The 25,317-nt window shown below is 59.1% G+C and carries 19 protein-coding genes; 8 read left to right on the top strand and 11 right to left on the bottom strand.

Translation table 11 applies throughout. The features are described from left to right. Nucleotides 1-83 precede the first annotated feature (83 nt). Both ACGSLL_RS02090 and ACGSLL_RS02085 read right to left on the bottom strand, forming a co-directional pair. Nucleotides 84-1,619: an EAL domain-containing protein gene (locus ACGSLL_RS02090; protein WP_394502685.1), complete on the bottom strand. Its 1,536-nt coding sequence runs from the start codon at nt 1,617-1,619 to the stop codon at nt 84-86. A 99-nt stretch (nt 1,620-1,718) separates the two neighbouring features. Further along, on the bottom strand, nt 1,719-2,591 hold the full coding sequence (locus tag ACGSLL_RS02085) for a LysR family transcriptional regulator (protein ID WP_394502683.1): 873 nt from the start codon (nt 2,589-2,591) through the stop codon (nt 1,719-1,721). Nucleotides 2,592-2,666: 75 nt separating this feature from the next. Between ACGSLL_RS02085 and ACGSLL_RS02080 the strand changes: the two genes are divergently transcribed. Beyond that, a complete protein-coding gene (locus ACGSLL_RS02080) occupies nt 2,667-3,605 on the top strand; it encodes a DMT family transporter (protein ID WP_394502681.1) in 939 nt (312 codons plus the stop codon). Between the two features lie 247 nt (nt 3,606-3,852). Further along, nucleotides 3,853-4,929: a 4-hydroxyphenylpyruvate dioxygenase gene (gene hppD, locus ACGSLL_RS02075; RefSeq protein ID WP_394502679.1), complete on the top strand. Its 1,077-nt coding sequence runs from the start codon at nt 3,853-3,855 to the stop codon at nt 4,927-4,929. A 183-nt stretch (nt 4,930-5,112) separates the two neighbouring features. On the opposite strand, the gene rarD is transcribed toward hppD, so the two are convergent. The 3 genes from rarD to ACGSLL_RS02060 form a co-directional block, all read right to left on the bottom strand. Continuing rightward, nucleotides 5,113-5,994, bottom strand: coding sequence for an EamA family transporter RarD (gene rarD, locus ACGSLL_RS02070; protein ID WP_394502677.1), 882 nt, complete (start codon nt 5,992-5,994; stop codon nt 5,113-5,115). Nucleotides 5,995-6,164: 170 nt separating this feature from the next. Beyond that, nucleotides 6,165-8,180 carry an acyltransferase family protein gene (locus ACGSLL_RS02065; protein ID WP_394502675.1) on the bottom strand — a complete coding sequence of 672 codons (2,016 nt, stop codon included), beginning with the start codon at nt 8,178-8,180 and terminating at the stop codon, nt 6,165-6,167. Between the two features lie 204 nt (nt 8,181-8,384). Continuing rightward, complete coding sequence (locus ACGSLL_RS02060; protein WP_394502673.1) at nt 8,385-9,398, bottom strand: aldo/keto reductase; 1,014 nt, start codon at nt 9,396-9,398, stop codon at nt 8,385-8,387. Between the two features lie 336 nt (nt 9,399-9,734). Here ACGSLL_RS02060 and ACGSLL_RS02055 point away from each other — a divergent pair, with 336 nt between their 5' ends. Beyond that, entirely contained in the window at nt 9,735-11,687 is a 1,953-nt protein-coding gene (locus ACGSLL_RS02055) for an Ig-like domain-containing protein (RefSeq protein ID WP_394502671.1), read from the top strand. A 92-nt stretch (nt 11,688-11,779) separates the two neighbouring features. On the opposite strand, the gene ACGSLL_RS02050 is transcribed toward ACGSLL_RS02055, so the two are convergent. Then, complete coding sequence (locus ACGSLL_RS02050; RefSeq protein WP_394502669.1) at nt 11,780-13,093, bottom strand: MFS transporter; 1,314 nt, start codon at nt 13,091-13,093, stop codon at nt 11,780-11,782. 171 nt (nt 13,094-13,264) lie between these two features. On the opposite strand from ACGSLL_RS02050, the gene ACGSLL_RS02045 reads away from it, so the two are divergent. The 4 genes from ACGSLL_RS02045 (at nt 13,265) to ACGSLL_RS02030 (ending at nt 18,793) form a co-directional block, all read left to right on the top strand. Further along, on the top strand, nt 13,265-14,383 hold the full coding sequence (locus tag ACGSLL_RS02045) for a sugar diacid recognition domain-containing protein (RefSeq protein WP_394502667.1): 1,119 nt from the start codon (nt 13,265-13,267) through the stop codon (nt 14,381-14,383). A gap of 216 nt (nt 14,384-14,599) precedes the next feature. Beyond that, on the top strand, nt 14,600-15,742 hold the full coding sequence (locus tag ACGSLL_RS02040; RefSeq protein WP_394502665.1) for a glycerate kinase: 1,143 nt from the start codon (nt 14,600-14,602) through the stop codon (nt 15,740-15,742). A gap of 196 nt (nt 15,743-15,938) precedes the next feature. Continuing rightward, nucleotides 15,939-17,564 (top strand): methyl-accepting chemotaxis protein, encoded by a 1,626-nt coding sequence (locus tag ACGSLL_RS02035; RefSeq protein ID WP_394502662.1) that lies wholly within the window; start codon nt 15,939-15,941, stop codon nt 17,562-17,564. Nucleotides 17,565-17,605: 41 nt separating this feature from the next. Further along, on the top strand, nt 17,606-18,793 hold the full coding sequence (locus tag ACGSLL_RS02030) for a pyridoxal phosphate-dependent aminotransferase (RefSeq protein ID WP_394502660.1): 1,188 nt from the start codon (nt 17,606-17,608) through the stop codon (nt 18,791-18,793). A gap of 137 nt (nt 18,794-18,930) precedes the next feature. On the opposite strand, the gene ACGSLL_RS02025 is transcribed toward ACGSLL_RS02030, so the two are convergent. From ACGSLL_RS02025 to ACGSLL_RS02005, 5 genes are all read right to left on the bottom strand, one after another. Beyond that, a complete protein-coding gene (locus ACGSLL_RS02025) occupies nt 18,931-19,899 on the bottom strand; it encodes a 2-hydroxyacid dehydrogenase (protein ID WP_394502658.1) in 969 nt (322 codons plus the stop codon). Nucleotides 19,900-19,911: 12 nt separating this feature from the next. Next, complete coding sequence (locus ACGSLL_RS02020) at nt 19,912-21,210, bottom strand: MFS transporter (protein ID WP_394502656.1); 1,299 nt, start codon at nt 21,208-21,210, stop codon at nt 19,912-19,914. Nucleotides 21,211-21,267: 57 nt separating this feature from the next. Next, nucleotides 21,268-22,287, bottom strand: a complete 1,020-nt coding sequence (locus ACGSLL_RS02015) for a sugar kinase (protein WP_394502654.1) — start codon at nt 22,285-22,287, stop codon at nt 21,268-21,270. Further along, complete coding sequence (locus tag ACGSLL_RS02010; RefSeq protein ID WP_394502652.1) at nt 22,280-23,062, bottom strand: sugar phosphate isomerase/epimerase family protein; 783 nt, start codon at nt 23,060-23,062, stop codon at nt 22,280-22,282. Before ACGSLL_RS02010 ends, ACGSLL_RS02015 begins: the two co-directional genes overlap by 8 nt. Nucleotides 23,063-23,199: 137 nt before the next feature. Further along, on the bottom strand, nt 23,200-24,228 hold the full coding sequence (locus ACGSLL_RS02005; RefSeq protein ID WP_394502650.1) for a LacI family DNA-binding transcriptional regulator: 1,029 nt from the start codon (nt 24,226-24,228) through the stop codon (nt 23,200-23,202). A gap of 212 nt (nt 24,229-24,440) precedes the next feature. Between ACGSLL_RS02005 and ACGSLL_RS02000 the strand changes: the two genes are divergently transcribed. Continuing rightward, nucleotides 24,441-25,256, top strand: a complete 816-nt coding sequence (locus ACGSLL_RS02000) for a hypothetical protein (protein ID WP_394502648.1) — start codon at nt 24,441-24,443, stop codon at nt 25,254-25,256. Nucleotides 25,257-25,317 lie beyond the last annotated feature (61 nt).

The raw sequence follows: 25,317 nt of genomic DNA, 5'->3' as shown, positions 1-25,317 counted from the left end.
TGATGTTGTCTTGATGTAACAGCAGCGGTCTTTTGTATCAATTTGGTGCGCCTCACCGGTACGCTCGTCTTAACTCACCTTAGTTAACGGTGAGTTAATGCGTCGATGAAATCCGCCGCCGGCATCGGTCTGGCGAACAGATACCCTTGCAGGAAATCGACATGATGCTCGGTGAGATAGTCGGCCTGTGCCTGAGTTTCGACACCTTCGGCAACAATACCCAGATCCAGCTTGGCCGACAGTTCGATAATCGTGTCGAGTATGTGCCGCGAGAGCGCGTCGAGACCAATCATGGCAACGAAGCTCTGGTCGATTTTCAGGAAATCCACATTGAATTTTCGCAAGTAGGCGAGGCTGGAGTGCCCGGTGCCGAAGTCATCGATGGCGATCTTCACTCCCAGTGAATGCAGTTGCTCGAACAGTTGCCGGGTGATGTCGGTGGGTTCGATCAGCTCGCGCTCGGTCAATTCCAGCACCAGGTTGACGCTATCGGGGGCGAACGCGGCGAGAAACAGCTGGCAGTCCTCCACCAATTCCAGATCCCGGCAATGGCTGGCGGTGATATTGATGCCGATATGAAAGGGCACAGTGAAGGTCGCTGACAACGGTCCCAGCAGCGCGGCGGTTTGTTGCATCAGCGCGCGGGTCATCGGCACGATCAGGCCCGAGTGCTCGGCAAACGGAATGAACAGGTCCGGTCGCACCAGGCCTTCTTTGGGATGAGCCCAGCGCATCAGCACTTCGGCTCCAGACCATGCCTTGCTGTCGCCATGTACCACAGGCTGGAAGTAGGGGATGAACTCGCCGGCTTCCAGCGCCCGAAGCATCTCATGACTTGGCGAAACCGAGCGCTTTTGCACGACATGGCCGATCGCGCCGGAGACTGCACCGAAGAAGATCAGCAGGCTGAACAATGGAGGGTACTCAGCGGCCATGTAGCGCCAGGTTTGACCTTGAGCAAAACCGGCGCTGACGCGGAACCCGTAAAGCGATGAAACCAGCGTGGTCGGCGCAACGGGCAGTGCGGGGAGGGCGCCCGTTTGGACTTTGCCATCAGCCGCCAGCCAGTTATCACCCACTTGCAAGACCAGCAGCGTCTGCCGACCGATCAGTCGCAGGATATTGCTCAGGTGATAACCGTCCAGCGTGGTCAACGCGCCACCGCGGCCTTCGCTGAGTCGATACACCAGCAGCGCGGTGTCGGGAGTCACCGGGTTGCCGTTCATCAGCCATAACTTGCCCTGGTTGTAGTCGCCGGGATTCACCGTTTCCAGGTAATCGCCAAACAGCGAGCTGCAATAGAGGTTGTCGTCCCACACCAGATTGGTCGAGCGCACGAAGGGGCGGCGGGTCACCTGTTCGCGTAGGGCAAGCTTGACGCTTTCGCAAGTCTGGCCGGCCAGTGGCAAAAGTTCATGAGCCGCTTGAGCAGTGTTGTCGAGCATCAGCTCAAACTGGCGCAAGGCCTGTTCGGCGGTCTCTCGAGCACTCTGTTCGAGGGTGCGTTCGGCCTGCAAGTAAAGGATCGTACTGCCCAATATGATCGGCAGCAGCCCGCTCAGCAGCGTGATGACGATACGTGTGCTGCGTTTGCGGCGGGGTCTGACGGTCAACGGCATGGGCGCATCCTGTCGCGGTGGGGTGGGGCGAAGCTTGGCGCCCTGCGCAAAAGCAGTCAGCCAGGAGCGAGGATAGATCGAACACGCTGATTGCGCCGCTCAGTCATGATTTATCCGCGTCGCCACCTCGATAAACGCCAGCGTGGCGGGTGATGCCTGGCGCCGGTCAAGAACGGCGAGTCCAACCTGACGCTTGACCGCAGGCAACAATGGCTTTTTCACGAAACCTGCGTTTTGCGCTCCCGGCAAAGAGCCTTCGGCGACGATGGTGAGGGCGTCGCCACGGCTGACCAGATCGAGCGTGCTGAGCAGTTGCGCGCAGCGGTAGCGGATATTCGGTTGCAGCCGCGCGGCCATGAACAGTCGCGATACCAGTTCAGAAGAGCCAGCCTCGGTGAGCACGAATGGTGTCTCGCACAAATCTTTCAGGCTTAACGCCGGGTGCCTTGCCAGCGGGTGGTCGGGCGGCAGCAGGGCGACCATCTGGTCTTCGATCAGACTGAATGTGTCGAAACGCTCTTCTGGCAGCACGACGAAGCCGATGTCGATCCGTCGCTCCTCCAGCCATTGAATCACCTGACGATCCGGTCCTTCGTCAACGTGCACTTCGATGCCGGGATGAGCTTCTCGATAGCGGCGCAGAATGGCTGGGAGCAGTTTGATCGACGAAGTCGGCCCGAACGAACCGATGCGCAAGGTACCGCTTTTCATGCCGCGCGCATCGGCGGCCTCCTGGCGCAGGGTGTTGGCCAGGCCGAGCATAGCGCGTGCGCGCGGCAACAATTGCTCACCAATGGTACTGAGCTCCACTTGCGACTGATGCCGACGCAGCAGTTCAACGCCCAGTTCCTGCTCCAGTGATTTCATTGCGTGGGACACCGCCGACTGGGAAATCCCCAACCGATGGGCGGCGAGGGTAAAACCGCGCAGTTCGGCGACCAGCGAGAAGATCTCCAGTTGCGTAAGGGTCATGAGTATTTGCTCATTTTACGATGAGGGCGAATGAGCTGATCATAAAGCATCCGCAACTTTTCGAGCCTCGACTACATGCACAACCTTGAAAAAACATCATCCGACGTTCCGGTTTACCTGACCCTGGCAGGGGTAACGATGATATGGGGCGGCACCTTCGTTGCCGGGCGCTTTCTTGTCGGGGGGCTAAGCCCGATGTTTGCCGCCAGCCTGCGTTTCCTGTTAGCGAGCGTGGCGTTGCTGGGTTTCATCTGGCTGGCGCGGGTCCCTCTCGTGCGTCCCACCACTGCGCAATGGCTGCGCTTGACGCTACTGGGATTTTTCGGGATTTTCTTTTACAACCTGTGCTTCTTTTACGGCCTGCAATACATCAACGCGTCGCGCGCTTCGTTGATTGTCGCGCTGAACCCGGCGGTCATCGGCCTGGCTTCGTGGTGCTTGTTCAAGGAGCGCCTGGGCGTAATGAAACCGGCGGGTATCGCGATCTGTATCGCCGGCGCTGCACTGGTGATCTTCAGCCGCAATCCGCAATTACTGGCGGCGACGCCCGACGCATGGATGGGCGATCTGTTGATTCTGGGGTGCGTGCTGGGCTGGGGCGTTTATTCGTTGTTATCCCGTGAACTGAATCAGTCGTTAGGCCCGGTGCAGACGGTGACGTACTCGATCCTGATCGGCACGCTGATGTTATGGCTGTTGGCGGCAGCGCGCAGTGAACTGAGCTGGCATGCTCTGGTTGATCTGGGCACGGCGCAATGGCTGAGCCTCGCCTACCTCGGTGTACTCGGCTCGGCGCTGGCCTACATCGGTTATTACGACGGTATCCGCAAGATCGGCGCGACGCGCAGTGGCGTCTTCATCGCACTCAACCCATTGACGGCGGTAATCTTCGGCGCGCTGCTGTTGGGCGAGCAACTGACGTTGACCATGTGCCTGGGCGGTGCGCTGATCCTCGGCGGCATCTACCTGTGCAACAAACCCCTTGCGGCAAACGCAAAAAAGCGGATTTCATAAGGGCAGCAGACAAGCCGGTTTACGCTGTGTAGAATCGGGTTACGCATACAATAATAATCGTCTTCTGGCAGCAGAAGCCTCGCCCGCAAGAGCCTTGGGTCGACAATGAAGATATTCGGGTTTCAACTGATCTACGGTGACTTCCTCGCCCGCAGTGTGCGCGGCATTTCCTGCGCGCCGCCCAGCGCTCTCAGCATGACTCGCCAATAAACCCCGGTTGATTGATAAGAAATGATGAGGCGTCACCATGGCAGATTTATACGAAAACCCAATGGGCCTGATGGGCTTTGAGTTCATCGAGTTCGCATCGCCGACTCCCGGCACGCTGGAGCCGATCTTCGAGATCATGGGCTTCACCAAAGTCGCGACTCACCGCTCCAAGAACGTCCACCTGTACCGTCAGGGCGCGATCAATCTGATCCTCAACAACGAACCGAACAGCGTGGCGTCGTACTTTGCCGCCGAACACGGCCCGTCCGTGTGCGGCATGGCGTTCCGCGTCAAGGATTCGCAAAAAGCCTACAGCCGCGCCCTGGAACTCGGCGCTCAGCCGATTCACATCGAAACCGGTCCGATGGAGCTGAACCTGCCGGCGATCAAGGGCATTGGTGGCGCGCCACTGTACCTGATCGACCGTTTCGGCGAAGGCAGCTCGATCTATGACATCGACTTCGTGTTCATCGAAGGCGTGGACCGCAACCCGGTCGGCGCCGGTCTGAAGATCATCGATCACCTGACCCACAACGTGTATCGCGGTCGCATGGCCTACTGGGCGAACTTCTACGAGAAGCTGTTCAACTTCCGTGAAATTCGCTACTTCGACATCAAGGGCGAATACACCGGCCTGACCTCCAAGGCGATGACCGCACCGGACGGTATGATCCGCATCCCGCTGAACGAAGAATCGTCCAAGGGCGCCGGGCAGATCGAAGAGTTCCTGATGCAGTTCAACGGTGAGGGCATCCAGCACGTCGCGTTCCTCACGGATGACCTGATCCAGACCTGGGACCAGTTGAAGAAGATCGGCATGCGCTTCATGACCGCACCGCCGGACACTTACTACGAAATGCTCGAAGGGCGTCTGCCGAATCACGGCGAACCGGTCGATCAACTGCAATCGCGCGGTATTCTGCTCGATGGTGCCTCGGAGCAGGGCGACAAGCGTCTGCTGCTGCAGATCTTCTCGGAAACCCTCATGGGCCCGGTGTTCTTCGAATTCATTCAGCGCAAAGGCGATGATGGTTTCGGTGAGGGCAACTTCAAGGCACTGTTCGAGTCGATCGAACGCGACCAGGTGCGTCGTGGTGTTTTGACCACCGAGTAATCCGCAACTGAAATAAAAAATCCCGGCCTGCAGAGATGCAGGGCCGGGATTTTTTGTGCTCGCATAATCTCAACTGTGGGAGCGAGCCTGCTCGCGAAGGCGTCAGCTCAGTCAATATCTTTGGTGAAGGAAAGATTGTATTCGCGAGCAGGCTCGCTGCCATAATTTTGAATTGCGCACTGTTCAGGAACGGCTTTGTCGCATCAGGTGCTTGAAGCCTTCGAAAACCAGCACCACCACCGCCAGCCAGATCGGGATATAGGTCAGCCACTCCCCGGACTTGATGCTTTCACCGAGCAACAGCGCCACACCGAGCAGCAGCACCGGCTCAACATAACTCAACAACCCGAATAAGCTGAACGGCAGCAAGCGACTGGCGATGATGTACACCACCAACGCCGAGGCACTGATCAGCCCCAGCAGCGGAATCAGCCAGAGCAACCCGGGATATTGGTCAAACACGCCCAAGCCTTGCTCGCCGCCCTGCACGAACCACCAAGCGAGCGGGAGCATCAAGGTCATGTCGACCCACAACCCGCCGAGGTTGTCGGTCTGAAGGTATTTGCGCAGCACGAAGTACAACGGATAACCGACCACGACCACCAGCGTTGCCCAGGAAAAACCGCCGACCTGATACAGCTCGTTCAACACGCCAAGGCTGGCGAAAAACACGGCGATCTTTTGCAGATACGACAGGCTCTCGCCGTAGGCGATGCGCCCGGTCAATACCATCGCCAGCGGCAGCAGGAAATAACCCAGCGAGACATCAAGGCTGTAATCGTTCAGCGGCGCCCACATGAACAGCCACAACTGCACGCCGAGCAATGCCGCCGAGACGATCAAACCGCCGATCAATTTCGGCCTCGCCGCCATCAAGCGCACCAATTCGACAACCCGCCGCCATTCTCCGGACACCAGCATGAACACGGTCATGCACGGGACCGTCAGAAGCATCCGCCAGCCGAAGATCTCCACACCGCTCAACGGCGTGAGCAACGAAGTGTAGTAATACATGACGGCAAACAGCACCGATGCCGAAACCGATAGAGCGATACCTTTAGCCAAGCTGTCCTCGCGGGTTGAGGGGTGAACGGGGCGCGCAGGATACGTGGTTTTTGTGCTGAATATTGATCGAATGCTCAATATTCTTCACATGCATCAACCGGATCGACGCGCCTTCAGCATAGCTGCCGGTTTCCCTGAAGGGAGCGAGCCCGCTCGCCAAGCTCTGAGAATCAATGACCACCCTTGAACGGATTGCCAAAACGCTTGAGGTACATTTCACCAAACCGGTAAGAGGCGTAATCGGTCATGTGACCCATGTCACGATAAACCGGCAAGCCATCGACCGTGGTCGTGCAAGCGCCGTCCTTGCATTGCAGGCTTTTCGGGTCGATGACGATCAGGCTTGGGTATTCGCCCTGCAATTGGCTGAACAGCATGGCCAAAGTCGGATCTTCGTCATTTGACCAAGGCACCGATGCGCATTGAGTGCTCTGTTCGGCACTGCCAAGCAAGCCGCGCAGTTTCACCTGTTTCAACAGGCATTCATTGATGCCTGCCGGCATCGGCAGGGTATTCATCAGGAACACCGGTGTCGCGCCGGACCTGACGATGATGTCCAGCGCTTGGCGGAGCGCGACGCCGAGGCGTTGTTGCGACAGTTCGGCACTGCGCGGATCCTCCAGGCGGGTGACGATGGCATCGGTGAGATACGCCTCCCAGAACTGGCCGATGATCACGTAGCGGAAATGATTGTTGGCGATCATTTCGTAGTAGCGTTGCGCAGCGTTATGGCATTTCTGATACAGCGCGTTTTTCGCTTTGTACCAGTTGTAGAGGTAAATGTTCGGCAACGCCAGGCAGGCCGGATAACCCTGCGCGAGCACGGCGAGGTCCGCGTCCCTGGCCAGCGTTTCAACGAAACCCCAATAATGGTTCGAGTAGGAATCGCCCATCAGCAGCACCTGAGGCTTGGCCTGTGCGGCGCCCATGATGCAGCCAGGATCCGCACCGTCGCTGACGCCCAGGCACGCTTCACGGTTGGCCGGCACTGATGCTTTCAAACCGTTGAACAGGTTGTTTGAGCCCTGATTGAAACGGTTCGGCCAGCCCTCGTTCCGGTCACCGGCCGAGTGCAACAACGACAAGGCAATCGCCGGCACGATCATCAGCCAGATCAGGGTTTTGCCGAAGCCAGCGCGCGCCTTGCGGAAACGCTTTTCGATCAGCACGAAGGACAGATAGCCGATGACGAAGGTCGCGCCGAAGTACATCACCTGCACCAGCGGGGTGAGGGCGATGCCCAGGTAGCTCATCACGGCGAGAATCGGCCAGTGCCATACGTACAGCGAATACGACAGCGCGCCAACGAACACCAGCGGCCGGAACGCCAGCAATTTTGAAGTCACGCTGGCATCGCCGATGCCGCGAAACAGCAGCACGGCCGTGGCCAGGCACACGGCGATGGCGTGGTAGCCGGGGAAACCCGACAAGATATCTTCGCGCGTCGCGCAGTAGAGCAGCGTCGCCAGCGCCAGCACACAAATCACTGAAGCGCTCAGGCGCTTGAGCCGGAAAGTCTCGCGGCTGAAAATTACCGCGCAGGAGCCGATCATCAGCTCGAAGATACGTGCGGTGAAGAAGTAATAGTTGCGGTCGGGATAGGCGTACGACAAATACAGCGCCAGTGCCATTGCCGCGAGGGTCAGACCCAGCACGGTGGCTTTGAACACTCTTTTTGCCACGTAACGGTTGAGCAGCCACAGGCCCAGCGGCAAGGCCAGATACCATTGCCATTCGATGGCCAGCGACCAGGTGTGCAGCAGCGGCAGGCTCGCGGCATCCGGCGTCGCGTAGCCGCTGGTCACCTTGGAAAAGTACTGGTTGGAAATCAGCAGCGATGTGTACTTTTCACTTTTCAGAAAGTCGACATAGTCGCTGGGTAGATACAGCAGGGTGGTGATCAGCAAGGTGACGATGAGCAGCGCGATGATCGCCGGTTGCAGGCGCCAGATTCGTCGCGTGTAAAAACCTCTGAAGCTGAACGTGCCCTTTTCCAGCGAGGACATGATGATCGAGGTGGTCAGGTACCCGGAAATCACAAAGAAGATGTCGACGCCGATGTATCCCGACGGAAACAACGCCAGGCCGCCGTGGAAGATCAACACCAGCAGCACGGCGATGGCGCGCAGGCCGTCGATATCGGCGCGGTACTCGATCGAAGGTTTGCGCTCGGCAGTCGTTGCCATTGCTTCGGTGCGAGGCGGTGAACGCGGATCGTGTCTGTCGCCAGGACTGTTCAGCAGAGAAGGCTTTGCGGGTGCCTCGACGGAGCGATCAAACATGCAGTAATCCCTGGCAATTTTGCGACGATCATCCAGTGTCCGTTTGATCACGCTGAATTCAATGAAAAACAGCCGATTGTATCGGCTGTTCTACATTAGGGAAGCTTCTTATACCTGATGCGGTTTGCGCCCTGACACGAAATGGCTGACATCGTTGAACCCTGGAGTCGAAGCATGCCCCGGCGTGACCAGTGAATCGACGAACGCCTCGTCCTCGGCGCTGATCTTCACGGCCTGCGCCTTGCTATAGGCATCCCACTGCGCTTCGGTCCGCGGTCCGACAATCGCCGAGGTCACGGCGCTGTTGTTCAACACCCAGGCAATCGCGAACTCGACCATGCCGACGCCGCGCTGCTCGGTGTACTGCTGAATCTGCTGGGCAATGCGCAACGACTCGACGCGCCACTCGGTTTCCAGAATGCGCTTGTCCTGGCGTCCGGCGCGGCTGTTGGCGTCCGGTTGAACATCCGGCGCGTACTTGCCGCTGAGCACGCCACGGGCCAGCGGGCTGTAAGGCACCACGCCGAGGCCATAGGTTTGCGCAGCGGTGATCTGCTCGGTCTCGGCTTGACGGTTGACGATGTTGTACAGCGGCTGGCTGATCACCGGACGGTCAACGCCGAGCTTTTCGGCAACACGAATCACCTCGGCGATGCGCCAGCCGCGATAGTTCGACAGCCCCCAATAGCGGATCTTGCCTTGGCGAATCAGATCGCCAATCGCCGAAACGCTCACTTCAAGCGGCGTGTTGTGGTCTTCGCGGTGCAGGTAATAGATGTCGACGTAGTCAGTGCCGAGCCGAGTGAGGCTGGCTTCCAGAGCATTGAAGATGTGCTTGCGGCTCAAACCGCTGCGGTTCGGCACGCCGTCCACCGGGCCGAAGCCGACCTTGGTGGCGAGCACCCATTCGTGCCGATGCCGGGCGATCGCTTCACCGACAATCTCTTCGGAACGGCCGTTGGTGTAGACGTCGGCGGTGTCGATGAAGTTGACGCCTTGGTCCCAGGCCTTGTCGATGATGCGCAGCGAGTCTTCGGCGCTGGTCTGCTCGCCGAACATCATCGTGCCGAGCGTCAGCGTCGAGACCTGCAGTCCGGAGTGGCCGAGTGTGCGGTAGCTCATGGCGAAATCCTTTTTGGCGGTGGGAGGGGTTCAATCAAATACCAGATGCGGATGAGGGGGCAAAGTGAATTTACAAGATCAAAAGCCCCTCACCCTAGCCCTCTCCCCGAGGGAGAGGGGACTGACCGCAGTGACTGCGGGAGTTACGCCGACAAGAAATACCGAGCCGGACACAAATTTTGAACAGCACACCAATCGGCTCCCTCTTTCCGGAAGTGACCGTTTGTCGTGACTGTCAGATCTGACAGTAGGCAGATGAATGAAAAAGCAGCCTGATTATGGGTAAAGGTTCGAGCCCAAGGGGCCAGTGCCATTTTCCAAGACTGGAGCATTTCCATGACTACTCAGGCTTTCGATCCCGGCTCACTGGATGAATCAGAGCTGGCGCTCTATCCACCGCGGCTTCCTGATGCGAATACAGCTGTAGCAGGTGCGGATTGCGGTATCGCAAAACAGTTTTATGACCTTGCGCCCAAGGGCGCTACCGTCGTCGTTGATGCTTATCTCGGTCAGGCGCCGCTGGACACTGTTCAGCTCAATCTCAACGGCGAAATGAACATCGATAGCACGCAGACTCAGTCGACTGATGATTCAGTGGTGCTACATATACCCAAAAACAAATTGAGATCAGATCCCGGCTACCTTAATCAGCTCACCTATACGGTCGTCCGCGGCAGCAGTAATGAAGGCACTTCTGAACCGGCAATGACCATTTTGTACAATGCCATTCGGCCCGGAATGGAAGACAAGGTCGAGGGGGATGAAGGGCATTCGGAGCTTGCACTCGAGCTGCCTAAAGATGTGATTGCCGATGGCGTTGATGCTGACCGGGCAGCGCAGGGTGTGCAGGTATATTTCTCCTACCCGTATTGCCGGCCGTACGACAGGATTTTACTCAACTGTAACGGCCATGATGTTGTTCGCCAGGTCCATCCTGACGAAGCTCCTGTCACACCGACCAATGTGCCGACCCGGCTCGGGTTGATACTGGACAAAGCGGTGTTCGAAGCTGCGGGCGATCATCCGCAGTTCACGTTTTCCTACACCGTCACTGATCAGATTGGCAACGGTGCAGATTTGAATTCGCCGTGGTCCGCAGTGATCCGTCTAGTTGTTGATCTCAAGGGCACGCGAATGCCTGCTCCGGATGTTGCCGAGGATCCGGATGACCCTGACGATGCGCCGGACACCATCGACCTGAACAAACTGGGCAGCAAGGCTCTGACCGTCCAGGTGCATGTTCTGGAGCCTGGCTGGGCGATTGGCGATACGATTCGTGTGACCTACACGGCGACGCCGGGCACTTGGCCAGTCGTCGTACACCCTGTTGAAGCCACTGTGGGCAGACTTCCTTTTGTCCATCGGTTGCTGGTTCCCAATGCCAAGGTGATTGCTGACAGTGAGGTCGCGGTCAGTTATGAACAGGTACGTGGAGGAGCAGTCCTTGCCACATCGAAAATTGCGAGGGCCAAAGTTATCGTAAAACCCGTCATTGCGACGGTTAAGAATTCGTCTGGTACGGATCTGACAAACGGCGGTACGGTTTCCGACAATAAAGTGGTGTTGTCGGGTTCTGCGTTGGCAGGAGCGGTGTTGCAGGTTTTTGATGATGGAGTGTTTATTGAAGAGGTGCAGACGGGGGCTAACTATAAATGGCAGAGCAGGTTGTTACCGATATTGGTAGGGCACCATCGGTATACGGTTAAAGAAAAAGCGGGGAATGAGTTTGAGTCTGATCCATGGTTGCTTGAGCGTTTGGCGCTCAGCATAGACCGGACGCAAATGAAGCTGGATGGATTCTCGGTGAAAGTGCCGCAGTGGCCGAAAACGGGGGAGGATTCGATCGGTAATACGGCTGTTCGTGTACCCACCGGTGGAGTACCGCCATACGATTACGCATCGTCGGATCCGCTGACAGCTCCTGTAACCGCTGCAGGTAAAGTAACTGGGCTTAAGCAGGGAGTAGCGACGATATACGTCACGGATCAAGAGGGCGAGACAGTTAATTATCTGGTGGCCGTTACAAATGTTTATAGGTTGCAGATCAGCGCCCAGACAATAAACTTTCTCGAGGCTGAAGCGTGGAGGAATTCTTTGGGTGGTCGTCACACTCATGACAGAATCTTCCTGAACGACATTTTGCGTGTTTACTCACTTCCACTCCGGCCAACGAATATATGGAATTGCGCTACCTATGGGAGATGGGGCGCGTATTTGTACCCCAGCAACTCGTTTGGTAGCACTTATGGTCTTCTCAATTGGACCGCGTGGTGCTTACTGGAGATCTGAGCTTTTGATCATTCCTACGCTGAGCGTAGGAATGATCATGAAACCAATAAAAAAGACCTTGAAAAAGGGCCGCTCTTTTCTGCATCAAAACCTCAAGCCCGCAACGTCCGCGTCATCCGCAACGCCAGCAAACTCCCGCCGACAATTACCGCCGCGAGCAGATACAACGCTGCATCCGTCGAGCCCGTGCTGTCCTTGACCCAACCCACCAGATACGGGCTCAAGAACCCGGCCATTTGCCCCATCGAGTTGATCAACGCCAGACCACCCGCAGCTGCGCCGGCACTCAACATGGCGGTCGGCACTGGCCAGAACATCGGCAGCCCGGTGAGCGCGCCCATGGTGGCAATGGTCAGGCCGAGAATCGCAATCGCCGGATTCGCCGCGAAGTTCACGGCGATGAGCAGACCAATTGCGCCCATCAACATGGGCACCACCAGATGCCAGCGGCGTTCCTTGCGCAGGTCCGCCGAGCGGCCGACAAGCAGCATGAACACCGCCGCCAGCAGATACGGAATCGCGCTCAACCAGCCGATCACCAGATTATCGCTGAAACCCAGGTTCTTGATGATCGACGGCAGCCAGAAGTTGATCGCGTAGACGCCGCTCTGGATGCAGAAATAGATCAGGCCGAACGCCCAGATCGCCGGGTTCTTGAACACCGCCAGCAGCGAATCGGAGGTGGATTTCGGTTTGTTCGCCAAGTCTTCGGCCTGATCGGCCTCCAGCACCGCGCGCTCGTGCGGGGTCAGCCATTTGGCATTGGCGAAGCTGTCGCTGAGCAGGAACCAGGCGAGGGCGCCGAGGATCACCGTCGGAATGCCTTGCAGCAGGAACATCCACTGCCAACCGGCGAGACCGCCCTGGCCGGCGGCGAAGTGATTGAGGATCCAACCGGAGAACGGGCTGCCGAGCAGACCCGACACCGGAATCGCCGACATGAACAGCGCCATGATCCGGCCACGGCGGAACGTCGGGAACCACTGCGAGAGGTACAGCACCACACCAGGAAAGAACCCGGCTTCGGCCGCGCCGGTGAACAGTCGCAGGGTGTAGAACTCGGTCGGGGTGGTGACGAACAGCAGGCAGGTCGACAGCGTGCCCCAGGTGATCATCATCAGCGCAATCCAGCGCCGTGGACCGAATCTGGTCAGGGCCAGGTTACTCGGCACGCCGCACAGCACGTAGCCAATGAAGAAGATCCCGGCACCAAGGCCGTACACGGTTTCGCTGAACTTCAGCGCGTCGAGCATCTGCAGTTTGGCGAAGCCAACGTTGACCCGGTCGAGGTAGTTGAACAGGTAGCAGATGAAAATGAAGGGAATCAAACGCAGGGTGATGCGTTTGTAGACGGCGTTTTTACCGTCGGCGTCGATGGTCTGGGTAGCTGCGGCGCTCTGCGACATAGCGGCTCTCTCTTTATTATGATTTTTTGCGATGCAAAGGGTAACGTTGATCGCCCCGAGAGTCTCGGCCACCTCTGGCCGGATTGTCTTTGTGCCTGAGCACAGGGTTTGTCGGCAGACCCTGTGCGGGTGAACAATCGCACGCACCGAAAATCAAGGATTGCCGCTGTCATGTTCGAACTTGATCACGACCTCGCCCAGGACATCGTCGACCGGGCGATGGCCATTTTGCCCTACAACGTCAACGTCATGGACAGCCAGGGGCTGATCCTCGGCAGTGGCGAACCGGAGCGCATCAATACTCGCCACGAGGGTGCGCAACTGGTGCTGGCCAATGGACGCGTGGTCGAAATCGATGCGCAGACGGCGGTGCATCTCAAAGGCGTGCAACCGGGCATCAACCTGCCGCTGCTGCTTGATCAGCGTTTGATCGGCGTACTTGGCATTACCGGGGAACCCGAACAACTGCGCACCTATGCTGAACTGGTGCGCATGACCGCAGAAATGCTCGTCGGCCAGCGCAACCAGCAGGCCGAGCAGCAATGGCGGCGCCAGCGTTGTGATGACCTGCTGGCGCTGTTGCTGAGCGAGGCGGGTGATTCGCCGCGGCTGGTTGACGAGGCGCAGCAACTGGGGCTCAAGCCGCAATTGACGCGGGTGCCGTACCTGTTCGAGTTGGGTCTGGAGCACGGTCCGGGGCAAACGGTCGAGGCGCTGAGTGCCTGGCTGATGACGCGTTACCCGGACAGCTGGTGCGTAAGTTCGGCGCAGTCATCGCTGCTGTGGTGTCGCCCGGCGAGTCAGCACATTGAGCACGAGCGCTTGCTGGAAAAACTCGATGGCCTCGGCTGGAAGATCCTGCGCATGGCCGTGGGCGGGCAGGCCGACGGGCTGGCCGGGTTGCGCCGCTGTTATCGGCGGGTCGGCGATCTGCTCGCCTACGGGCGCGAAGTCTTGCCGCATTCGCGCGTGCTGACGCTCAACCGTTATCGATTGCCGGTGATGCTCTGGCGCCATCGCAACGATGACGCGCTGGACGAATTGCTCAAACCGCTGCGCAAGGTGATTGCCAAGGACAGCAACGGCCAACTGCTGGCGACGCTGCGCAGCTGGTGTGAGCACGACGGCCAGAGTCAGGCCTGTGCCGATGCCTTGGGCATTCATCGCAACAGCCTGCGTTACCGGATGGAGCGGATTGCCGAGTTGAGTGGCGTCGATCCGCTCAGGCTGGACGGGATGCTGGCGTTGTATCTGGGGGTGCAGCTGTTGCCGCAGACGGATCCGCATTGATCTGGCGCCTTCGAAGACGCCTTCGCGAGCAGGCTCGCTCCCACATTTGGAATGAGTACTCCTGTGGGAGCGAGCCTGCTCGCGAAGGGGCCGGCAGATTCAATACAAGTCTTTTGTGAAAATGAACAACAATCCTCTCCAGCCCTTGTGCAACCGACTGGCGTCAACACACCGACCGACTGGCAGCATGACGGACATTGCCACCGGAGAATTCCCATGAAAGTCGTCATCGCCCCCGATTCATTCAAGGACAGCCTCAGTGCTCAGGGCGTCGCCGAAGCCATCGCCCTCGGCCTGGCGCAGGTGTGGCCGCAGGCGACGCTGGTCAAATGCCCGATGGCCGATGGCGGTGAAGGCACGGTGGAATCGATTCTGGCGGCCTGTGCAGGCGAACTGCGCCGCAGCCGCGTGCGTGGCCCGCTCGGGGCGCCGGTCGAGGCCGCGTGGGGCTGGTTGCCGCACACCCAGACCGCGATCATCGAAATGGCCGAGGCCAGTGGCTTGCAATTGGTGCCACCGGGGCAGCGCGATGCCTGCATCAGCAGCACGTTTGGCACCGGCGAACTGATTGGCGCGGCGCTGGATGCCGGCGCACAACGGGTGATTCTGGCGATTGGCGGAAGCGCCACCAACGATGGCGGCGCCGGCGCGATGCAGGCGCTGGGGGTGAGACTGCTCGATGCGCAGGATCAGCCGCTGGTCCCCGGCGGACTGGCATTGGCGCACCTGGCGCGGCTGGACCTGAGCGGACTCGACCCACGCTTGGCGCACGTGCGTTTCGACATCGCTGCTGACGTCAACAATCCACTTTGCGGCCCGCACGGTGCATCAGCGATCTTCGGTCCGCAGAAAGGCGCGACACCTGCTCAGGTGCAGCAACTTGATCAAGCCTTGGGACACTTTGCCGAACAGTGCGCGCAGGCGCTGGGCAAAGACGTCCGCGATGAACCCGGCAGCGGCGCTGCCGGCGGTCTCGGCTTTGCCGCCAAGGCATTTCTCGGTGCGCAGTTTCAGGCCGGCGTTGAGGTGGTAGCCGAGCTGGTGGGGCTCGCCGATGCGGTCAAAGATGCCGATCTGGTGATCACCGGGGAAGGGCGCTTCGACGCGCAGACGCTGCGTGGCAAGACGCCGTTCGGCGTTGCACGGATCGCCAAACAACACGGTGTGCCGGTGGTGGTGATTGCTGGCACCCTCGGCGACGGTTATCAGGAACTGTATGGCCACGGGATCGACGCGGCATTCGCCGTGACCAGCGGACCGATGACCCTGGAACAGGCCTGCGCCGAAGCGCCACGGTTGTTGCGTGAACGCGCCACGGACATTGCTCGTGTGTGGCAGATGGCGCGGCGCAGCTTGTGAAATGCTCGACCAGTGTTTCATCCTTGAAACACCGATAAAAATACTTTCAACGGACCCGCAATCTTCCTCAAGCCTGGCCGATACAAAGGTCAGGCGCACACAAAACTCCCAAAACAGTGGCGCCGAACTGCAGCCCACCCCAATGGCTCAGTGATATGGCATGGACGCTCGTAGCTTCTATCTTGAGAGTTCAGCCATGTCCTTGCGTAACCTGAATATCGCGCCCCGTGCGTTCCTCGGTTTTGCCTTCATTGCTTTATTGGTCGTCGTGCTTGGCGTGTTTGCCGTCAATCGCATGTCGGTCATCCGCCAAGCGTCGATCGATATGAATTCGACGCAATTGCCCAGCGTGACCCATCTCAGTGTGATAACCGAAAACGTCCTGCGGATGCGCATCCTCTCGTTCCGCGTGTTGGTCAATCGCGAGCCTGCCGCGTTGCAGGAAGCGCAGACGCGTATCGCCGTGCTGGTCGAAAAGGCGCGCAAGGCACAAGCCGCTTATGCCGAACTGCATGCGGGCCCGGAAGAACGTGCGCTGTACCAGACGTTTTCAACCACGCTGGACAACTACGTGCAAGCGCAGAACCAGATGCTCGAGTTGTCGCGTCAAGACAAAATGGACGAGTTGCGTGCGTTGATCAACACGCGAATCAAGGAAGGCACCGACCAGATGGGCGAGCAGTTGAACAAACTGATCGCAATCAATGCCGCCGATGCTAAAACCGCATCGACTCGTGCCGGCGACTATTACGACAGCGCCATCACCGGCATCATCATTGTCGCGGTGATCGCAGCGCTGGCCACCGTGTTGCTCGCGTGGTTGCTGACCCGCAGCATCGTCACGCCACTGAACCGTGCGGTGCTGGCTGCGCAAACCATCGCCAGCGGCAACCTGAGCAAAGCCATCGAAGTCGACGGCAAGGACGAGCCGGCGCGCCTGCTCGAAGCCCTCGCGGCGATGCAGGTGAACCTGCGTCAAACCATCGAACAGATCGCCGGTTCCGCCACGCAATTGGGCGCGGCGGCCGAAGAACTCAGCGCCGTCACCGAAGAAGCCTCGCGCGGTTTGCAGCAGCAGAACAACGAGATCGAACAGGCCGCCACCGCCGTCAACGAGATGACCGCCGCCGTCGAAGAGGTCGCGCGCAATGCGGTATCGACCTCCGAAGCTTCTAATCAGTCGACCCACGCCGCCCGCGAAGGGCGCGATCAAGTGGTGAAAACCGTCGACGCGATCCAGACCATGACCCATGACGTGCAGAACACCGCGCAGATGATCGAAGGCCTTGCCGCCCAGGGTCGCGACATTGGCAAAGTGCTCGACGTGATCCGCGCCATCGCCGAACAGACCAACCTGCTGGCGCTTAACGCCGCGATTGAAGCGGCGCGCGCCGGTGAAGCCGGACGTGGTTTTGCCGTGGTGGCAGACGAAGTACGGGCGCTCGCCCACCGCACGGCGCAATCGACCCAGGAAATCGAAAAAATGGTCGCCGGCATTCAGAACGGCACCGGTGAGGCCGTTTCCTCAATGCAGCAAAGCAACCAGCGCACCCAGATCATCCTGGAAATGGCCCGTGCCGCTGGCGTCGCGCTGGAGCAGATTACCCAGTCAATCCATCAGATCAACGAGCGCAATCTGGTCATCGCCAGTGCTTCGGAAGAGCAGGCGCAGGTTTCGCGTGAAGTCGATCGCAACCTGGTCAACATCCGCGATCTGGCCACGCAGTCCGCAGCCGGGGCCAACCAGACCAGCGCCGCAACTCATGAACTGTCGCGTCTGGCAGTGGATTTGAATGCGATGGTGGCGCGTTTCGTGATTTGAGATACGGTGAAGGCTGGAAACCGCGCGATCAGGAGACGTACATGCGCTATTCAGCCTTGACCCAACGCATTGCCGGAGAGGGCGCCGCCGCCTGGCAGATTCACGACCGAGCGTTGGCGTTGCGCGCCGAAGGAGTCGATATTCTGCTGTTGAGCGTCGGCGATCCGGACTTCGATACGCCGCTGCCGATTGTCCATGGCGCCATCGACAGCCTGTTGGCCGGCGATACGCATTACGCTGATATCCGTGGCCGGCTCGAGCTGCGCAGGCTGATTGCCGAGCGCCATTGCCAGCGCAGTGGTCAGCGCGTTGACCCTGATCAAGTGATTGTCTTGCCCGGCGCGCAATGCGCGGTGTATTCGGTAGCGCAATGTCTGCTCGATCCCGGCGATGAAGTGATCGTCGCGGAACCCATGTACGTCACTTACGAAGGCGTGTTCGGCGCTTGCGGCGCAACGGTCATTCCAGTCCCGGTGCGCCCGGAAAATGGTTTTCGCGTCGACCCGGCCGATGTCGCGGCGCGTATTACTGCAAAGACTCGCGCGATGTTGCTCAACAGCCCGAACAACCCCAGCGGTGCAAGCTTGCCGCTGTTGATCTGGCAGGAACTGGCGGCGCTGTGCATCCGCCATGACCTGTGGCTGATCAGCGACGAGGTCTACAGCGAACTGCTTTACGAAGGCCGGCACATCAGCCCGGCGAGCCTGCCCGGCATGGCCGAACGCACGGCAACGATCAACAGCCTGTCGAAATCCCACGCCATGACCGGTTGGCGCATCGGCTGGATAATCGGGCCGAAACCGCTGGCCGATCATTTGGTCAACCTGTCGCTCAGCATGCTCTTCGGATTGCCGGACTTCGTGCAAAAAGCCGCACAGGTCGCACTGCAAAGTGATCTGCCGGAAGTGACGCAGATGCGCGAGGAGTATCGCCTGCGCCGCGATCTGGTTTGCGAGCGTTTGCACGGTTGCCCGGGGCTGCACCCGGTCCGGCCCGATGGCGGTATGTTCGTGATGGTCGATGTGCGCCAGACCGGGCTCGGTGCTCAGGCGTTTGCCGAACGATTGCTCGAAGGTTATGGCGTATCGGTACTGGCCGGTGAAGCATTCGGCCCGAGTGCTGCGGGGCATATCCGCATTGGCCTGGTGGTCGAGCGGGTGAAACTGGCCGACGCCTGCGCGCGGATTGCACTGTGCGCGGCACAGCTTTTACAGGCGCGCAGTGCCTGATGGTCCCCGGCCGTACCTCGCGCACTGATCGTTCCCACGCTCTGCGTGGGAATGCCTCAAGGGACGCTCCGCGTTCCAGCTTCCGAAGGGACGCAGAGCGTCCCGGGCTGCATTCCCACGCGGGAGCGTGGGAACGATCAGTTTAGAGGGTTCACCAGATTCGCCGGTTTCCCCCCAGCCAACGCCGCCAGCAGATTCTCCACCGCACACCGCGCCATCGCCTCGCGAGTTTCATGGGTCGCCGAACCTATGTGCGGCGTCGCCACCACATTGTTGAGCTGCAACAACGGCGAGTCATGATCGAGCGGTTCACGCTCGAACACATCAAGGCCCGCCGCACGAATGCGCTGATGACGCAGCGCCTCAATCATTGCCGCTTCGTCGACTACCTTGCCGCGCGAGATATTGATGAAAATGCTCTCCGGACGCATCAAGGCAAACTGTTCGGCGCCAATCAATTTTTCTGTCTGCGCCGTCAGTGGCAAGGTCAGGCAAATGAAATCCGCCTGTCTGAGCAAGTCTTCGAGGCTGCAATATTGCGCATCGAAGCGTTCCTCGACTGCCGGTTTACGCGACTGGCTGTGGTAGATCACCGGCATGCCAAAACCGAAATGCCCGCGCTGGGCCAACGCCTCGCCGATGCGGCCCATGCCGATGATGCCGAGCGTCTTACCATGCACATCAGTGCCGAAATGCGCCGGCCCGATGTTGCGGCCCCACTGGCCGCTGCGCACCATGTTGGCCAGTTCGACCACCCGCCGAGCGGCCGCGAGAATCAAGGCGAAACCGGTGTCGGCGGTGGTTTCGGTGAGTACGTCCGGGGTGTTGGTCAGCATGATTTTGCGACGGCTGAGGTAATCGATGTCGTAGTTGTCGACACCGACCGACACGCTGGCGATGGCTTGCAGTTGCGGCGCCAGATCAAGCAACGCGGCGTCGAGTTTCAGACTCGCGCCGAGCAAGCCGTGAGCGCGGGGCAGGGCATCACGCAGTTGCATGAGTCCGTCGGCATCGAGGCTTTCGATCAGCGTCACTTCGAACTGCTCTTGCAGACGCGCCATCAACTCGGGCGAGAGTTTCTTGTACAGCACGACGTGTTTTTTCATGACAAAGTCCTTTCAGGAATGCGCCGGCACGCGCGGCGTGGCAACGGCTTTGGCGACGACGCGGTCACTGGCGCCGGGCTTGAGAAAAATCGTCAGCACCACCGACAGCAGCAAGGCGCCGCTCATCAACAGATAGGACGCGCCGGGCGAGCCGGTGGAGCTGTTCAGATAACCGACCAGATACGAGCCGCCGAACGAGCCGAGCGCGCCCATGCTGTTGATCAGCGCCATGGCGCCACCGGCGACGTTGGCCGGGAGGATCTCCGGGACGATCGCGAAAAACGGCCCGTACGGCGCGTACATGCAGGCGCCGGCAATCACCAGCAGCGTGTACGACCACCAGAAATGTTCCGCGCCGAGCGCGTAGGAACCGTAGAACGCGATGGACGCGATCAACAGCGGCGGCCAGACGAAGCGTTTGCGCTTCTGCAACTTGTCCGACCCCCACGACACCGCAAGCATGCCGATCACCGCCGCCAGATACGGCAGCGCCGACAGCCAGCCAGCCTCGATCATGTCCATTTTTGCCCCTGCCTTGAGGATCGACGGCAGCCACAAGACGAAGCCGTAGACGCCGATGCTCCAGCAGAAAAACTGCAACGCGAGAATGATCACCTTCGGCGAACGAAACGCTTCGGCGTAGTTCTTCACCGCTTTGATGCCGACCTGTTCGGCGGCCAGTGCGCTTTCCAGATCGTGCTTTTCCTGATCGTTCAGCCACTTGGCCTGGGCCGGACGATCATCGGCCAGACGCCACCAGATGAACGCCCACAGCACCGCCGGCAAGCCTTCGATGATGAACATCCAGCGCCAGCTGAAGTGCTGCACCAGATAACCTGAAACCACCGACATCCACAGCATGGTTACCGGGTTGCCGAGGATCAGAAAAGTGTTGGCCCGCGAACGTTCGGCACGGGTGAACCAGTGGCACAGATAGACCAGCATCGCTGGCATCACCGCGGCTTCGACCACGCCGAGCATGAAGCGGATCACAATCAGCCAATAGGCGTTGGAGACCACGCCAGTCAGGGTAGCGAGGCCGCCCCAGAGGATCAGGCTGACAAAAATCAGCTTCTTGACGCTGTGCTTTTGCGCGTAGACCGCACCAGGCACCTGGAAGAAGAAGTAACCGAGAAAGAACAGCGCACCGAGCAGCGAGGACAGGCCCGGGGTGATCATCAGGTCTTCGGCCATGCCGGAAGCGGCGGCGAAGCCATAATTGGCGCGATCAAGATACGCCAGGCTATAGGTGATGAACACGATCGGCATGATGTACCACCAGCGGCGGGTGGCGAGGGTAGCGTTTTTCATGGTCTTGCTCCTGAGCTTGTTGTTTTTGTCGCAGCAGGTTCATTCAGTTTGTGCTGATCAGGCGGGCCCTTTAGCGAGCAAGCTCGCTCCCACAGAAGATTGCATTTCAAAGGTGGGAGCGAGCCTGCTCGCGAAGACGGCCTCAAATTCACCGGATAATTCCAGGCGGGTAGGAAGGCCCTCCATATCCCCACGACTCTGCACCGCCCGACTGCCAATCCAGTTCGCGCGTTGCACCGCCTCGGGCACACTTTGATGCTCGAGCAGGGCGCTGATCAGCCCCACCGCAAAGCCGTCACCAGCACCGACCGTATCGACGACCTGGGCCACCGGCACACCAGCGACAAAGCCCTGATCCAGTTGCGTGCGGTAATAAGCGCCCTGCGGCCCGAGCTTGATCGCCACTGCTTCGGCGCCTTGGTCGAGATAGAACGCAGCGATGTCCGCCGGGTCTTCGAAACCGGTCAGCAGGCGTCCCTCGCTCAAGCCCGGCAAGACCCAATGGGCAAGGGCGGCGAGGCGGTTGATCTCACTGATCATCTCGCGCTCGCTGGCCCACAGGCTCGGGCGCAGATTGGGGTCGAAGGAAACGCTGCGCCCGGCATGGCGCATACGACTCATCAATTCAAAGGACAATTCGCGCGCGGTGTCAGAGAGCGCCGGCGGAATGCCGGTGGCGTGCAAATGGCGGGCGTTGAGCAAGTCGGAGGTGATCGATTGCGGAGACAGATGACTGGCCGCCGACCCGCGGCGGAAATACTCGACCTGCGGGTCGCTGCCATCGTCGTTGCGCGACTTGAACTGGAAACCGGTCGGGTGCTGTGGGTCGACATCGACATGGCTGCAATCCAGTCCCTCCTTGACCAAAGTCTGGACCACGAAGCGCCCGAGCGAATCATTACCGACCCGGCTCAGCCACGCGACATTGAAACCCAACCGCGAAAGCCCGATGGCCACATTGCTGTCGGCACCGGCGATGCGTTTGTGAAAGTGTTCGACCGCCGCCAGATCACCGGTCTGCTCGGCGACCAGCATCGCCATGGTTTCACCGAACGAGAGGATATCGATCTCAGACATGGGCAGGCTCCAGACGCGATTGGCCGAGGCGGGCGAGGGCGGCGACATGCTCGGTGGTCAGTTGCAGCAGATCATCGCCCTGCAACGGGTATTCGGCCGCGCGCATAACGCCTTGGGCCATGTGCCGCAGCAGTTGTTCCCACAGATGCAGGTCACTGACGGCGGGCGGCACGGCGACCAGTTTGCCGTCGGCGCGGCGCGCCACGGCTTTGCAATGCACATAACCGACATGCCGGCCGAGCAGGCGGGCGGCGCTGGCGGCGGACTGGTCCTGCCACTGCCAGTTGCCGATATCGAAGGTCATTTTGATTGGCAGGTTGTGCTGCTCCACCGCCGCGAAGAAGCGCTGAAACGGTTCGATGCGCCCGCCGTGCAAGGTCTGATCGTTTTCCACCAGCAACTGCACCGAGGTTCGTTGCAGACTTTCGGACAAAGCTTGCAGGTCGTTGGTGTCGGTGAAATAGCCGAGGGAGACTTTCAGCCATTTCGAACCGAAGGCTTCAGCCTGTTGCAGCGCGGTGATCAATTCGGGATTCGGTTGCGCCTGGCCGGCGAGCCACAGTTCGGTCGGTGAGGAATAAATGCTTTGCAAGCCCTGCGCCTGGGTGGCCGCAGCCAATTGCGCCGGCTCTTCGCGGGTCAGCAGTTCTTCACGCCACTCAATGCGATTGGCCCCGGCCGCGGCCAGAACGTCGATGAAAGAATCTTGCCCGCGCTGGCGCACAAGGTCGGCGCCGTAGCTGGAAAGACTGATGGAAACGGCAGGTTTATTCATTGTTATCTACCTCTGAAACCGGTTTCATTTTTGTTCAAAAAAATATCAACGTTCTTTTGTACCCTTCGCTGGAAGGTCAGCTCCCACATTGGAACGCGGTCACCTGTGGGAGCGAGCCTGCTCGCGAAAGCGTCAACTCAAACACCGCCAACCCCACGGGTAGATCCTCGCTCAACCAGCACCGGCGCAAAATCCATCACCCGCGCCAATTCATCATCCCCACGCAAACGCCTGAGCAGACACTCGAACGCCCGCGCGCCAATCTTCTGCGTCGGCTGCGCGAGCGCAGTAATCCCGCTGCCGACCAACGGATACCAATCCAGATCATCCAGTGCGATCAACCCGACATCTTCAAACAGCCGCGAGCCGGTCGCGCGCAATGCCGTCGTGGCTGCCAGCGCCGCTACGCCATTCGCGCAGAACAGCGCTTTCGGCCCGTTTCCTGGTGTGCTTAAAAATGATTGAAGTTGCGCTTGCAGATCAGCGCCGGTTTCCAGCACTGCCCCGGTGAGACCCGGACGCTGCGCAATCTGCGCCTGAAAACTGCTGACTCGTTCGATACGTGAACTGGTGCCGTCATACGGTTCGGTGATCAACAACAGATCGCGATAACCGCGTTGCTCAAGATGTGCCAACGCCATTTCTACTGCCTGCGGATTGTTCAGTCCGACCATGTCGCTGTTGAGGCCGGCAACTTTGCGATCCACCAGCACCAGCGGCATCTCGCGGTGCAGTTCGTGCAGCTCGTCACGGTGATGGCCAAGGGTGTTCACGATCAGCCCTTCGATGTTGTACGAGCGCAACAGTGCCAGGTGCTGGCGTTCCTGCTCGTCATCACGGTCGGTGTTGCACACCACCAGGCTGTAGCCGTGCGCACGGCAGGCGGTTTCCACCCCGTGCATCACGGCAATCGAATAAGGGTTACGGATATCGGCGACCAGCATGCCGATCAGGCGCGTGCGCCCACGTTTGAGACCGCGCGCCATTTGGTTGGGGCGGTAGCCGAGTTCGTCGATGGCTCGCTCAATGCGCAGCGCGATAGCGTCGGAGAGGAGGGCGCGGTCATCGCCGATGAAGCGCGAGACGCTGGCCTTGGAGACGCCGGCGCGTTCGGCGACGTCGAGCATAGTGACGCGTTCACGTTGCGCAGTTGAAAAGTTGCTCACGAGGCGTGGCCTGTCATCGATAAGTTTGTTTTATTGTTGAAACCGGTTTCAGAAGAGCATCGCCGTTCGCTTACGTCAAGCCCTGCGCAGGCTTCTCGGCAGGAAAAAAGCGATGAATGGTCGGTTTACCTGTCAGATCTGACAGTAGGCAGCATTACAGCTTAAGCGCTTAATTCAGGTCAGATATCGCGAGAGTATTCAAGGAAGTGGGCATGACCATTGAAGATGCGCCAGCATACAAACCACCGTCGGTCGAGGGTATGCCCGATCACGACGTAGACCCTGAGGGCATAATTCCGCTGCCTTTATTAACCGAAGGCATTGTGGTCGTCGTACCGTTATGGCCAAACCCTGTCACCAAACCCGGTGAGCGAGACCGACTTGAGGTCATCTTCGAACAGACGGGGGAGCGGGTTTCCATAACCAAGGACTATTACCCTGACGATATAAAGCCAGAGTTCCGGATTGATATCGGTCCTGAGCATTTGATGAATGATGGGTTCGGTTGGTTGCGGTATGTGCAATATAACAATGCGGATAACCCAGCGTATTCTGAACAGCGGAAACTAACGATTGATCATTTTCCGCCTATCTATGATCTTAAACCAGCAAGCTTTCCTGATGCGACAGACCGAGGATATTTGAATTGCAGTACTAATCCGCCTATATGGGAAGGCGTGCATTTTGACGTACCGCCATTAGTAGACTTCATACCAGGTGATTTCATTGAGGTTACCTGGCGGGGCTATTTATCGCCGAATGCGAGTGGCCCAGCTATCGTCAGTAAGGTTTTTCAGCGAAGGGCATTAAGCCGTGAGGATATACGTGTAGGTTACAGCGAGGTGGTTGAACCTTACGACCCATACATAGTGCCTATGGTTGATGATGCATCCGCGTCGATAGTCTATCGGATATATCGCGGAGCAAAGCTGGTGGGTGAGTCGGAAATTGGTTGGGTAAAGATCGACAGAGTAAGAGCTGGCTATCCTCCGTGTGGCCCAGAAAGTTTTTCTGCGAAGCGCGTTTAGTTAGCGCGTTCGAGAGACCGGCCACAGATTGAAGTCGTGTTGCCATTTATGTTGATAAAGG

Origin of the sequence: Pseudomonas retamae, from assembly GCF_043496865.1 — a bacterium.
GTDB lineage: Bacteria > Pseudomonadota > Gammaproteobacteria > Pseudomonadales > Pseudomonadaceae > Aquipseudomonas > Aquipseudomonas retamae.
This window is presented reverse-complemented; position numbering and strand designations above follow the sequence as displayed.

Bases quoted from the DNA above. Each gene is read 5' to 3' on its own strand.
- ACGSLL_RS02090 (WP_394502685.1), bottom strand. From the start codon at position 1,619: ATGCCGTTGACCGTCAGACCCCGCCGCAAACGCAGCACACGTATCGTC.
- ACGSLL_RS02085 (WP_394502683.1), bottom strand. From the start codon at position 2,591: ATGACCCTTACGCAACTGGAGATCTTCTCGCTGGTCGCCGAACTGCGC.
- ACGSLL_RS02080 (WP_394502681.1), top strand. From the start codon at position 2,667: ATGCACAACCTTGAAAAAACATCATCCGACGTTCCGGTTTACCTGACC.
- hppD (WP_394502679.1), top strand. From the start codon at position 3,853: ATGGCAGATTTATACGAAAACCCAATGGGCCTGATGGGCTTTGAGTTC.
- ACGSLL_RS02065 (WP_394502675.1), bottom strand. From the start codon at position 8,180: ATGGCAACGACTGCCGAGCGCAAACCTTCGATCGAGTACCGCGCCGAT.
- ACGSLL_RS02060 (WP_394502673.1), bottom strand. From the start codon at position 9,398: ATGAGCTACCGCACACTCGGCCACTCCGGACTGCAGGTCTCGACGCTG.
- ACGSLL_RS02055 (WP_394502671.1), top strand. From the start codon at position 9,735: ATGACTACTCAGGCTTTCGATCCCGGCTCACTGGATGAATCAGAGCTG.
- ACGSLL_RS02050 (WP_394502669.1), bottom strand. From the start codon at position 13,093: ATGTCGCAGAGCGCCGCAGCTACCCAGACCATCGACGCCGACGGTAAA.
- ACGSLL_RS02045 (WP_394502667.1), top strand. From the start codon at position 13,265: ATGTTCGAACTTGATCACGACCTCGCCCAGGACATCGTCGACCGGGCG.
- ACGSLL_RS02040 (WP_394502665.1), top strand. From the start codon at position 14,600: ATGAAAGTCGTCATCGCCCCCGATTCATTCAAGGACAGCCTCAGTGCT.
- ACGSLL_RS02035 (WP_394502662.1), top strand. From the start codon at position 15,939: ATGTCCTTGCGTAACCTGAATATCGCGCCCCGTGCGTTCCTCGGTTTT.
- ACGSLL_RS02030 (WP_394502660.1), top strand. From the start codon at position 17,606: ATGCGCTATTCAGCCTTGACCCAACGCATTGCCGGAGAGGGCGCCGCC.
- ACGSLL_RS02025 (WP_394502658.1), bottom strand. From the start codon at position 19,899: ATGAAAAAACACGTCGTGCTGTACAAGAAACTCTCGCCCGAGTTGATG.
- ACGSLL_RS02020 (WP_394502656.1), bottom strand. From the start codon at position 21,210: ATGAAAAACGCTACCCTCGCCACCCGCCGCTGGTGGTACATCATGCCG.
- ACGSLL_RS02015 (WP_394502654.1), bottom strand. From the start codon at position 22,287: ATGTCTGAGATCGATATCCTCTCGTTCGGTGAAACCATGGCGATGCTG.
- ACGSLL_RS02010 (WP_394502652.1), bottom strand. From the start codon at position 23,062: ATGAATAAACCTGCCGTTTCCATCAGTCTTTCCAGCTACGGCGCCGAC.
- ACGSLL_RS02000 (WP_394502648.1), top strand. From the start codon at position 24,441: ATGACCATTGAAGATGCGCCAGCATACAAACCACCGTCGGTCGAGGGT.